The organism is Geothermobacter hydrogeniphilus (assembly GCF_002898515.1).
Lineage (GTDB): Bacteria > Desulfobacterota > Desulfuromonadia > Desulfuromonadales > Geothermobacteraceae > Geothermobacter_A.
On the sequence record NZ_PPFX01000045.1, the window covers coordinates 22,445 to 34,068 of the forward strand.

At 56.6% G+C, this 11,624-nt stretch carries 13 protein-coding genes and 1 pseudogene; 1 reads left to right on the forward strand and 13 read right to left on the reverse strand.

The window, feature by feature from the left end; all coding sequences use genetic code 11:
* Positions 1-198 precede the first annotated feature (198 nt).
* The 12 genes from nifD to C2E25_RS15125 all read right to left on the reverse strand — a co-directional run bounded on the left by nifD (position 199) and on the right by C2E25_RS15125 (position 9,968).
* Positions 199-1,641, reverse strand: a complete 1,443-nt coding sequence (gene nifD / locus C2E25_RS15070) for a nitrogenase molybdenum-iron protein alpha chain (RefSeq protein WP_103116551.1) — start codon at positions 1,639-1,641, stop codon at positions 199-201.
* 122 nt (positions 1,642-1,763) lie between these two features.
* Positions 1,764-2,627 (reverse strand): nitrogenase iron protein, encoded by an 864-nt coding sequence (gene nifH / locus C2E25_RS15075; RefSeq protein WP_103116561.1) that lies wholly within the window; start codon positions 2,625-2,627, stop codon positions 1,764-1,766.
* Between the two features lie 593 nt (positions 2,628-3,220).
* Entirely contained in the window at positions 3,221-3,700 is a 480-nt protein-coding gene (locus tag C2E25_RS15080) for a GNAT family N-acetyltransferase (RefSeq protein ID WP_146032990.1), read from the reverse strand.
* Positions 3,701-3,728: 28 nt separating this feature from the next.
* On the reverse strand, positions 3,729-3,947 hold the full coding sequence (locus C2E25_RS15085; RefSeq protein ID WP_103116552.1) for a dodecin: 219 nt from the start codon (positions 3,945-3,947) through the stop codon (positions 3,729-3,731).
* A 126-nt stretch (positions 3,948-4,073) separates the two neighbouring features.
* Entirely contained in the window at positions 4,074-4,511 is a 438-nt protein-coding gene (locus tag C2E25_RS15090) for an FKBP-type peptidyl-prolyl cis-trans isomerase (protein WP_103116553.1), read from the reverse strand.
* Between the two features lie 203 nt (positions 4,512-4,714).
* Entirely contained in the window at positions 4,715-5,008 is a 294-nt protein-coding gene (locus C2E25_RS15095; protein WP_103116554.1) for a hypothetical protein, read from the reverse strand.
* A 31-nt stretch (positions 5,009-5,039) separates the two neighbouring features.
* Positions 5,040-5,282 carry a hypothetical protein gene (locus C2E25_RS15100; protein ID WP_103116555.1) on the reverse strand — a complete coding sequence of 81 codons (243 nt, stop codon included), beginning with the start codon at positions 5,280-5,282 and terminating at the stop codon, positions 5,040-5,042.
* A gap of 51 nt (positions 5,283-5,333) precedes the next feature.
* Positions 5,334-6,290, reverse strand: coding sequence for an ADP-ribosyl-[dinitrogen reductase] hydrolase (gene draG / locus C2E25_RS15105; RefSeq protein WP_103116556.1), 957 nt, complete (start codon positions 6,288-6,290; stop codon positions 5,334-5,336).
* Positions 6,283-7,077 (reverse strand): NAD(+)--dinitrogen-reductase ADP-D-ribosyltransferase, encoded by a 795-nt coding sequence (locus tag C2E25_RS15110; protein ID WP_103116557.1) that lies wholly within the window; start codon positions 7,075-7,077, stop codon positions 6,283-6,285. Before C2E25_RS15110 ends, draG begins: the two co-directional genes overlap by 8 nt.
* Positions 7,078-7,357: 280 nt before the next feature.
* A complete protein-coding gene (locus C2E25_RS15115) occupies positions 7,358-7,696 on the reverse strand; it encodes a P-II family nitrogen regulator (protein ID WP_103116558.1) in 339 nt (112 codons plus the stop codon).
* Positions 7,697-7,768: 72 nt separating this feature from the next.
* Entirely contained in the window at positions 7,769-9,385 is a 1,617-nt protein-coding gene (locus C2E25_RS15120; protein WP_103116559.1) for an ATP-binding protein, read from the reverse strand.
* 19 nt (positions 9,386-9,404) lie between these two features.
* Complete coding sequence (locus C2E25_RS15125; RefSeq protein ID WP_103116560.1) at positions 9,405-9,968, reverse strand: ANTAR domain-containing response regulator; 564 nt, start codon at positions 9,966-9,968, stop codon at positions 9,405-9,407.
* Positions 9,969-10,689: 721 nt separating this feature from the next.
* Here C2E25_RS15125 and C2E25_RS17365 point away from each other — a divergent pair.
* Positions 10,690-11,064, forward strand: a complete 375-nt coding sequence (locus tag C2E25_RS17365) for a hypothetical protein (protein WP_146032991.1) — start codon at positions 10,690-10,692, stop codon at positions 11,062-11,064.
* Positions 11,065-11,150: 86 nt separating this feature from the next.
* On the opposite strand, the pseudogene C2E25_RS17555 reads toward C2E25_RS17365, so the two are convergent.
* A pseudogene (locus C2E25_RS17555) lies at positions 11,151-11,624 on the reverse strand (hypothetical protein); the annotation flags it as partial.

Genomic DNA, 11,624 nt, shown 5'->3' on the forward strand with positions numbered 1-11,624 from the left:
TACGTCCGGTCTTGGTTCGATGCGGGCGATGACAAGCATCGCCCCTACGGTTATTGGGGGAGGTATCCCCTTTAAAATCGGCCTCGCGCCTGTTCGCTTTGCTCACTTAAGTTCGCCAAGTGCGCAAGAAAACCTGAATGATTTACCCTGGTTTAAAACTTTGCGGACTCTGCGAACTCCGCGTGAGAATGCTTTTGCTTAAAACGGACTTTTCACCAGGTCCCAGGTCGGCGAGTTGATCGCCATATCGATATCGCGGGCAAAGATCTTGAATCCTTCGTAGCCGTGATAGGGGCCCGAGTAGTCCCAGCTATGCATCTGGCGGAAAGGGATACCGGCTTTCTGGAAGACATACTTCTCCTTGATGCCGCTGCCGATCAGGTCGGGTTTGAACTCTTCGACGAATTTTTCCAGTTCGAACTCGGAAACGTCGTCGTAGATGATGGTGTCTTTGGCCAACTCGGGGCTGGTGCGGTCGTAGTCGTCCTGGTGGGCGAATTCGTAGCCGGCACCAGTGATCTGGATGCCGAGATCCTCGTAGGCGCCGATGGTGTGGCGTGGGCGCAGGCCGCCGACGAAGAGCATCGCGGTTTTGCCTTCGAGGCGCGGCTTGTACTGGGCGATCACCGTGTCCATCTCCTTGCGGTGTTTCCTGATCACCTTCTCGACGTTCTTCCTGATCTTGTCGTCGAACCGCTCAGCAATAGCACGCAGGGAGGCTTCGATCTTGGTCGGGCCGAAGAAGTTGTACTCCAGCCAGGGGATGTTCCACTTCTCTTCCATCACCTTGCACATGTAGTTCATCGAGCGGTAGCAGTGGATCAGGTTGAGCTTGACGCTGTTGGTAGCGGCGATCTTCTCGATCTCGCCATCGCCGGTCCAGACGCTCTTGACGTTGAGGCCGATCTCCTCGAGGATCGGCTTGGCCGCCCAGACGTCGCCGCCGATATTGTAGTCGCCGATCAGTGCCACGTCATAGGGACCGGGTTCCTCGTCGTACTTGCGCTTGCCGATGACGAAGTCGCGGATCGAGTCGTTGGAAATGTGGTGCCCCAGCGACTGGGAGACGCCACGGAAGCCTTCGCAGTTGCAGGGGATGACCAGCTTGCCGAACTCCTCCTCCATCCTCTTGGCAACGGAGTTGATGTCGTCGCCGATCAGCCCGACCGGACACTCGGAGAGGACCGACAGCCCCTTGCACAGCGGAAAGAGTTCGTTGGCTTCGCGCAGCAGCTTCTCCAGCTTTTTGTCGCCGCCGTAGACGATGTCGCGTTCCTGGAAGTCGGAGGTGAAATCCATCGGGAAGGATGTGACCCCCGGCTTGCCCTGCATCAGGTTGCGCCGGGTCCCCCAGCTGTACATGCCGCAACCGATCGGGCCATGGCTGACGTGGACGACGTCGCGGATCGGCCCCCACACCACCCCCTTGGCACCGGCGTAGGCGCAGCCGCGCTGGCTCATGATGCCGGGGACGACCTTCTTGTTCGACTTGACCGCGCAGGTCGAGGCGGTCGGTTCGTTGGCGCCGAGATGCTGGGCGCGCTTCTTGGCCGCCTTCTCCGGCATCTCCGCCAGGGTATCGGCGATCAGCTTCTCGGTTCTTGCTTTACTCATGCCCTTGATGGGCTTACGTTCTGACATGGATGCTCCTTAAAAGCTATGAACCACGGAGGCACTGAGACACGGAGATACCTCCCCTGTTGGGTGAAAACCAAAACCTGCTTTTGTACGTCTCTGTGACTTCGTGTCTCCGTGGTAAAGAATTATGCGCTTTCAGCTACCCCAACAATCGACTCGTCCTCGGCTTCCATGATGCCGAACTCCATCAGTAGATCTTCGAGTTCGTCCATCTCCAGCGGGGTGGGGATGACGAACATTTTGTTGTCGGCGATCTTCTGTGCCAGCTGGCGGTACTCATCGGCCTGCTTGTGCTCGGGGGAGTACTCGATGACGGTCATGCGTCGCAGCTCGGCGCGCTGCACCTGGTTGTCGCGCGGCACGAAGTGAATCATCTGGGTGCCGAGGCGCTTGGCCAGGGCTTCGATCAAGTCGGCCTCGCGGTCGGTGTTGCGGCTGTTGCAGATCAGGCCGGCCAGGCGCACGCTGCCGTTGGCGGCGTACTTGACGATCCCTTTGCTGATGTTGTTGGCGGCGTACATGGCCATCATCTCGCCGGAGACGACGATATAGATCTCCTGGGCCTTGTTCTCGCGGATCGGCATGGCGAATCCGCCGCAGACCACGTCGCCGAGGACATCGTAGAAGACGAAGTCGAGGTCGTCGGTGTAGGCGCCCTCTTCTTCGAGGAAGTTGATGGCGGTGATGACCCCGCGACCGGCGCAACCGACGCCCGGCTCAGGGCCGCCCGACTCGACGCACTTGACGTCGCCGTAGCCCCACTTGAGCACATCCTCCAGTTCGAGATCTTCGACGGTGCCGAGCTCGCGCACCTTGTCCATGACCGTCTCCTGCGCCTTGGCGTGCAGGATCAAACGGGTCGAGTCAGCCTTGGGGTCGCAGCCGATGATCATGACCTTCTTGCCCAGTGCTGCCAGGCCCGCCACGGTGTTCTGGGTGGTGGTTGATTTACCGATGCCGCCTTTGCCGTAGATCGCGATCTGTCTCATCTTCTTTTCTGCCATGTCTCTATCTCCTTGTTGATTTCAGTGGCTCATCCGCCACCCTGATTAAGGCCCGTTCTGCAGCAGATCACGGCGGCATCTCCGTTGATGTTGTCTTGTCTGCAGGTCGAACGAACCCTTGCTTGTTATGAAAAAAGCCCAACAATCCCTGAATTGCGGGTGCTGGGCTGCAGTGCCGGGCGGCGCGAATCAGTGCGCCAAAAAGAGCAAAGCCCGTTCAGATCTCAAGAGATCAAAACGGGCTTCATTGCCTGTTTAACCAAATCACTTATTTGGGACGCGACAACTCTGTAGCGTCTGGGTTGGTGCCTTCATCCCTGAAGGAGTCGTCATTCACTGGTCGATACTTCCACGAGTCGTGCCAACGTTGAAAAAATCGTGCAAAGGGCCTATTTATCGGTTTTCTGGCACAATGCCGACAGGTTTGCGCGGATTATTGGTTCGTCTACCTGTTCAGTAATTGGGCACTGGTTGGGCAAATGAGTGGCAAAGAAAAGTCCAGAGGCAGGGCAGGGAGACGGTGGCGGGGATATGAGACGATTCTGCTCAATCACGTCCGTCCTCACCTGAGGAAAGTCTCAGAGGGGCAGCCGCAGGGGGACCATCGGCGAGAGAGAGAACCCGTGGCGCCGGTAGAAACGCTGGGCCGCCTCGTTGTCGGCATCGGTGAGCAGGGTGATGCGTGCGCAGCCCTGGGCGGCGGCATGATCGAGCGCGGCCCGCAGCAACCTGGAGCCGGTGCCGCCGTCACGCTGCCCGGGCAGCACGACCATGTCCTCAAGCAGTGCCACCTTCTGCCCCAGGGCGGTGGAAACGGTATAGAGCAGGTTGACCATGCCGATCACTTCTCCTTCTCGCCGGGCGACGAGAATGCTGCCGAGCGCAGGATCGGAGATGATCATCTCCAGCCCGCGCTGCTGGGCCGCGCGGTCGGGGCGGAACTCCGCCTCCTGCGCAAAGAGATGATCGAGCAGGCGGCAGAGGGACGGGATGTCATCACGGGTGGCGGTTTGGATATTCATGTGATAGCGGTGGCGAAGTCCCCGGCCGCGGGCCATTCTTTTTCAGACTCACTGATTCAGGAGACTATTTCAACTCGAAAGCGACCTTGATGACAGCTTGATATTCGTCAATCTTGCCATCGTTGTCGATGTGGCCGCGGATGTCGAGAACCTCAAACCAGGAGAGCTTGTCCAATGATTGCTGGGCGCGATCAACCGCCTGCTGAACAGCGGCTTCGAGTCCGGCGCTGGAGGTGCCGATAATTTCGACCTTTTTGTAGGTTCGTCCCTTTCCGTAAGTCATGGCGCGCTCCTTTCACAAAGCAAACGAATGTGCTGCGTTCAAGGTTAACACCCGCGCGCCCCTTGTAAATCTATCGCGGCAACATGACCACCGGGCGGCAACCGGGGGCAAGGCCGGGTTTCCCCCTTAACGGCCGGGATCGATTTGGTCAAGCTGCAGGGCAAAGGTCAGATCGAGGCCGGCCAGGGGATGATTACCGTCGAGGACCACCTCCTCCTCGTCGATCTTCAGCAGGCACATTACCCGCTCCTCGCCGTCGCCGAAGGTAATGGAGAGCTTTTCGCCGACGCGCAACTCGCGCCCGGTCGGAAAGCGGTTGCGCGGCAGCCGGAGCAGGTTGCCGTCACGGCGTGGCCCGTAGGCGTCGGCGGCTTTGATCTCGACGTTGGCCGCCTCGCCGACCCGCATCCCGCAGATCGCCTCTTCCAGCAGCGGGAAGACCTCGCCGGCGCCGAGGGTGAAATTGTAGGGATTGTCGTGATCGGCGCTGTCGAAGATGCGCCCATTATCGAGGGTGCCGATATAGCGGATCGTCACCCGGTCGCCCGGTTTGGCGGTTTGCATGGTTGTTAACTCCTGGATTTTGTACCACGGAGGCACGGAGACACAGAGACATGCCTCTTGATCCGTGGATGACACGGATAAGGTCTGATGACCTCGAAGTTAATCCGCGAAAATCAGATTTGATCCGCGGTGAGCCTTCAGCCCTTCGCCGCCCTTGGTTATAACTCTTTGCCCTCTGTGTCTCTGTGGTGAAATCTGCCTTCTCACCACGCCCCGACCATGTCGCGCAGCCCTTCGACCAACGCGTCGAAGACCATCTCCCGGCTGTCGATGAAACGCGGCAGCTGGTCGAGCAGTTCCTCCGCCCGTTGCAGGACCGCCTGGTCGTTGCTGCCCAACTCCGCGAGGACCGCTTCGAACATCGGGATCACCTCGTAGAGATCGTCGCGGTCGCAGGATTCCTTGTCCGGCTTGCCGCTGAACTTGGGCAGCTCGCGGGTTCGTTTCTTGCGCTGATACCTGAAATAGAGATCCGACGGCTTGACTTCGACCTTCATCGGCCCGACTCCTTGTGCAGTGCCCATTTTTTCAGCTGCAGCTGCCGCCGCAACCGCCAGCCTGGCTGCAGGCGGAGCGGCAGAGGTCGACCTTGCGGTGGCCGTCGTTACGCGCCATGAAGATGAGCAGGCTTTCTCTCGAGACTGACCAGCCTCCTTCCTCCTCGCGCCCGTCCAGCAGTCCACGTTTGATATGCATCAGGACGTTAAGCTCTGTCGTTTCAAGGACTTGGGCCACTTCAGCAAGCGGCATCCGGTCAATACAGGTCGTCATGTTCGCTTCCTTTTGTCAAAAAAAAGGCCCGCACCTCAGGGGCTGCGGGCATCATTGCCTTTCAGAAAGAGGCACAGCGTCGGACCTCGTCTCGGTCGTATGACTTTCAGGTTTGATGCCAAGTCTTTCCCGGGCCGGCGAAAGTCGTACCAGGCGCTCCGCGGCATCCTCGACCTCCTCCCGCACCTTCCGGTCAAGCCGCCTCAACCAGGCCCTCGGCAGGGCCCCGAGGCCGTAAAAGGCCCCGGCAATCATCCCCGCGATGGCCCCGGTGGTGTCGGCGTCGCCCCCCTGGTTGACTACGCCGATGAGGCACTCCTCGAAACTGCCAGTGGTAAAGAGGTAATGAAAAACGGTCTGCAGGGTTTCGACCACATAGCCTGAGGCCTGGCCATGGTAATTGTTGAAACGGAAATTGGGATGTTCTGCAACCAGCCCCCGGGTCAGCTGGTGGAGACGGAAGCGGTCAGCCCCGAGGAGAGCGGCCTGCACCATGCGTCCGACGCACAGACAGCCGGCATCCGAGAGGGGATGGTTATGGGTCAACCGTGCCTGCTCCAGGGCGCAGCGGACCAGCGCCTCGTCATCTCCCAGGGTCATGATCGCAACCGGGGCCATGCGCATCACCGCGCCGTTTCCGGCGTCCCAGTCATTGTAGGGAGTCTGCAGTTCTCCGCTGCGTCGATAGCGGTTGATGCCCCTGCGTACGGTTGCGCCGATATCCACCGGCTTGGCGCGCATCCAGGCGAGAAATTGCTCGGCGACGGCCTGCAGGTTCCAGCCCCCCTGTTCGAGCAGGGCGCGCGCAAGTGCCAGCGACATCTCGGTGTCGTCAGTCACCTGTCCCGGCTTCAGACCAAGCCAGCCCCCGCCGCGGATCTTGCGATGGACCTTGAACTTCATTCGGATTTCGACCGGGGTCATGAACTCGGTCGTCGCCCCCAGGGCATCGCCGAGGGCAAGCCCGAGAAAGCAGGCGCGGGCGCGTTCGATCAGTCTCTCAGCCACCTGTCAGGGCCTCAACCTCGTACTCCCCGCCGATCGCCAGCAGTTCGCCCTCTCCCCTGAACAGTGAGCGCGGCAGCAACCCGCCGGCGAAGACGACCTTCACCAGAGGGACTTCGGTCTGCAGCACCCTGGATCCGAACTCCCAGGCGTGTTCGAAATCATCGGTGAAGGAGTTGAGGTTGTTGAGGCGCAACAGGTAGCGTTTTCGGCCGTACTGCTCAAGGATCAGGTGCTCTTCGAGGTCGTTTATGCCCCGGTAGAGGCGCAGGTGGGTTCGCCCCGGGTAGTGATGCGGCAGTTCCTGCTGAACGAATTCATAGAGCAGATCCAGCTGGGAGAAGATGGCGCTGGTTCGTTCCGCGCCCTTCATGCGGTCAAAGGCGAAACGTTGATAGGCCTCGTCTTCGAAGCTGCGGATCGGCTGGTGGTGGAAAGTCGGAACCAGCCCGAAGCGCGATTCGACCCAGCCCTTGAGTACCGCGCCCTCGATGGAGTTGCTGTCAAACAGCCAGCCGCGCAGAAAGCGCAGATAGCTGTTCTTGAGACTCTTGCGGCTGTTCTTCGAGTCCTCCCGTTGCCACTGGTGGAGTTGGAACTTGACATCCATGTAGTCGTGGAACTGAATTCCGCGCTCCTCGGCCGTTTGCTGTTTGCGGAGAAGCTCAAAGAGCAGCCGGTTGGCTGCGCACACGCCCTGGATCTTGAGCGTCTGCGGGTTGGTGTTGAAGTGACGCGAGGCGATCACCCGGGGAGGCAGGTTGCAGTGATTGATCAAGTGGTCGTTCATGAAAAAAATGATGACGCTTCCTTCCGGGGATTCGGCAGAGTCTGTATGAGGCAAGGTCTATCGATATTGTGCCTGAATTCTTAAGACGCGAGGAGGACAGGTCAATACATGATGTCTAGGAGGCTGTCGGACTATACAGGCTGAAGCGAAAATTCGAGCGTTTGAGCACAGATTTCGGCTCAATTGCAGCCTCATAGCAGTGGCTATGGGGCAAAATGGAGCTGGGATATGGGCCGAACGCGCGGATTTGCAGCCAGTTCATGGATAGTCCGACAGCCTCCTAGAGAGAGTCAATACCCGTCTCACCGGTACGAATGCGCATGGCCTGGTCGATGTCGGAGACAAAAATTTTGCCGTCGCCGATACGGCCGGTGCAGGCTTCCTTCTGCACGGCTTCGATGATCTCGTCGACCTGGTCGGCCGGTATCACCAGGTCTATCTTCACCTTGGGGATGAAATCGATCTGGTACTCGGCTCCGCGGTAGAGTTCAGTGTGCCCTTTCTGGCGACCGAAGCCTCTGACCTCACTGACAGTCATGCCGGAAATTCCCAGGTTTGTCAGAGCCCCCTTGACGTCGTCCAGCTTGAACGGCTTGATGATGCATTCGATCCTTTTCATGGGTCATCTCCTTTCCAGAGTTGCGTTTGCCGGACCCCGATCCGCTCCGGCATAAACCCACTGATTCAGGAATCAATCATTGATCCCTTCCGAGTGTTTGTGATAACTCTTGCCGCCGCTCATTCCGGGGAAAATAATGGAAAATTCAGCCCCCCCTCCGGTGGCTGTATTGAGCGTCAGTCCGGCGTTATGCTCGGCGAGGATGTTGCTGCACAGGTAGAGGCCGAGGCCGGTCCCCTCTCCCTCCTTCTTGGTTGTGAAGAAGGGCTCAAAGATCTTCGTCTTGAGCTCATCGGGAATCCCTGGCCCATTGTCGGCGATGACAACTCTGGCATCTCCGTTCTCTGTTGTTCCGGTGGTTATTGTCAGGCGTCCCCCTCGGTCCATGGCCTGGGTGGCGTTCATGACGAGGTTGATGAAGACCTGCTTGAGTTTGTTTGAATCACCCATCACGAGCGGCATGCCGCTGTGATTTTCGCGCAGCTCGATATTCTTGCGTCCAAGCTCGTAGCGCAACAGCAGCAGAACGTCCTGCAGGACCTGGTGCAGATCGATGGTTCGAAGCACGGTTTCGCCGCTGCGGGAGAAGGAGAGCAACCCCCCGGTCAGGGTCTTGAGGCGCTCGACCTCGTCGCCGATTCTCTTCAGCAGCTCCAGTTGTTCACTGTTCTGTCCCTGCTCTCGCTGCAGCAGCTGGGTCGCGTAGCTGATGACGGCCAGGGGATTGTTGACCTCGTGGGCGATGCCCGCCGACAGGCGGCCGACTTCGGCCAGCTTCTCAGTCTGGATGGTCTGATCGAGCAGGCGCTGAAAATCAGTGATGTCTTCGACCATCACCAGGATGCCGGTTATCATCCGTCCATCCCACAACGGAGCGAGCCGACGCTTCTGAAATCGCAGCTCACCCCGCAGGTTGCGGTGGGCCAGCTTCAACCTGCCGGGTTGACCACCGTCAAGCACCTGCAGCAACGCCTCCTCGAAACCTTCTTTCCTCAGATGGGGAAAGAGTTTGAGCAGTTTGCAGCCGAGCGCTTCCGCGGGCTTGACCCCGCTGAATTCTTCCATGCGTGGGTTCCAGGAGGTGATCCGCAGCTTCATGTCGAGGCTGTAGATTCCCAGGCTGGCACTCTGCAGGATCTGTCGGTTGAGCTGGTCGAGTTCGCGATTCTTGCTGCTTGCGGCGTGAAGCTCTCGATAAAGGCGCGAATTTTCGATGGCGATGGCGGCGAGCCCGGCAAGAGAAAGGAGCGGGTCGATGTCAGACCGGGCAAAGGCGTGAGGCTGGCAGCTTTCGACATTGTAAACACCGATCACCTGCCCATTGGCGATCAGCGGCACGGCCAGTTCGCTGCGGGCGCCGTTGATGCCGCCGATGTACCCGGGTTCGGTTTCGACATCGGCCACCAGGAGCGGTTTTCCAGTCAGTGCAACCTGTCCCATAATTCCTTCTCCAGGGACAATACGCACCTTCTCTGCATCTTCCGGATAACCGAAAGAAGCTGCGGTTACGAGTTCGCCAGTCTCCTTTTCGATCAGCCTGATGATCGCGTTTTCAAATCCGAAAATATCTCTCGACAGATGCAGGATCTGCGTTAGCAGCTCATCCTGTTCGGTGCTCGACGCCAGCTTGCGGCCAATATCGATCTGCGCCCGCAGCAGTTTATTTTGTTGCTCCTCTGCTGAATGCATCGTCAGTCCATTTGCGCCTTCAGTCGGCAGTAAGCAGAATCGCTTCGGCAACCTGTTTCAGCGATTTGCGCTTGTCCATTGCCAGCTTCTGCATCTTGTGGTGGGCCTCGGGTTCGCTGAGGCCGTTTGCGATCAGGATCCCCTTGGCCTGATCGACCAGTTTGCGTGTTGCAAGAGTGTCTTTGAGCCGGATGTTTTCGTCACGCAGGTTGTTCAGCTTGACAAACTGATGGATTGCCAGTTCAACGGTGGCCTGCAACTGGGCGGGTTGAAAGGGCTTGAGTTGATAGCTGAGGACGCCGGCGTCGCGCGCCCGGGCAATGGTGTCGGGGTCGCTGGTCCCGGTGAGCAGAATGATCGGTGCCGCGACGCTGTTGCTTATTTTTTCGGCAGCCGTGACTCCATCCATGCCAGGCATCGAAATATCCATGATGATTAAGAGAGGGGTCTCACTGCATGCCAGGCTGACCGCCTGGTTGCCGTTTGTAGCTTCAATAATCTTGTCAAAGCCAAAACATTCTATGGTTTCGGCGACTTGACGTCTTATCAATGGCTCGTCATCGGCAATCAGTGCAATTTTCATGGTGACCTCCTGTCGACAGCAGTTGTGCATACAGGATGCCAAGCTCCCTGTCAGTCACAGCACTGGCAGGAGATAGAGTATCGTCAGAGGAGTCGGTGGCCGGAAAGATTCAGAGGCGCGCTCGGGAGTGTTGCCAGGGACCTCGGCTTTATTTTGCCCATGAGGAGCAGCAGCGCGGCGAGGATTGTAGATCATATAAGGGGAGATAACGGACAATCGGGGATGTAGAGATTGGCCGGCAGCAATTCGCTGATACCGCTGTTGACCTCAGGGGGGCTGTAAGGGATTTGCTTGTCTGGTTATCAGTAGCATGAGGCTACTTAGCCCTTTCCACGTGTGGGGCCTGAACATGCCACCTGCTGCATAATGCGTCAGAAATGCTTGCCGACGGATTTGCATACTCGATGATTAAGTCGGACCAATATATTCATCCAAAATCATTGTAAAGATTTTGCTAAATATTCGCCATTGCTGACCGAAATAATAAGAAAATCATCGGCGGGTTGCTGGTGACAAGAACAAGGATGGGAGATGTGTAGGCGGAGAGATGATGAAAATTTTGAAAGGTAGTGTTGGTGTTTAATGTCCGTTTATATCCCGAAATATCATTGTTGCTTGCGAAAAATAAAGAGAAGAATATTTTGTAGAATTTTTATAAAAATAAGTATCTCTAGTTTGTTAGCTTGACAATAATTGAACCATAATCAAGAAAGGGGAAAAAATGGATTTGTGGTTTGATGAAAAAAACAACATAGCTTACATTGGTCTTTCTGGTATTTTGGATAAAGATAGTATTTTAGATGCACTTGAGTCGACAATAAGCTGTGAGAAATATAAAGATGGAATGAGTAGGTTGTGGGATTTTAGAGATGCAGATCTTTCTGAATTGAAGTCGAGTGATATATTGAGTATTGCAATCAAATCTTCTGAGTTATCATCAACAATGAATGAAGTCAATATAGCCATTGTTGTTAAAGACTCTTTGGATTATGGACTGTCTCGTATGTTTCAATCGTATACAAATCGAACATCACAAAACATGGTATTTAGAACGGTAGAAGAAGCAGAACAATGGTTGATGGGGGTCGCTAGCTGAATTTAGCTGACAAACCCATTTTTTTGGAGGTGGCATAACATACGGTATTGAGCCGCTACGGACAAGGGAGGGGGCATTTCCACCCGTCAGGGAAGTTTTTCATTGATAATCAGATTCTGATATTTGTTTTTCTTTTCATCAAAATAATACATCAAAATCACTTCCGTCTTTTGATTGAGCATAATGTTCACGACGAGACGTGTCTGCTGAGACAATAAAAACAACCCGCGACCCGAGGTGTCTTCAATCCCGGGGGGGAGTTCCCCTGGATTGAAGGATGAGTGTCTCCGGATTTTCTTTAAAATCCGTGAGGAGCGAAGGGTGCCTTTCTGGTCAATGACGGAAATCCCGTATTTCTCGAAATCCCTGACAATATGGACATGGATGGCCTCCCGGTCAGGAACCTGAATGACCGGTGGAAGGGCTGTCCCTTCCTGGTCCCGCTCTTCAGCAGTGATGCCGTAAACCCCGTAGGCCAGTGCATTGACTGCAAGTTCTGTAATGTGCCTCCTCCGCAGAATCTGTGGGTAGGCGGATGTAAAAATTAGAGCATTGCCCTT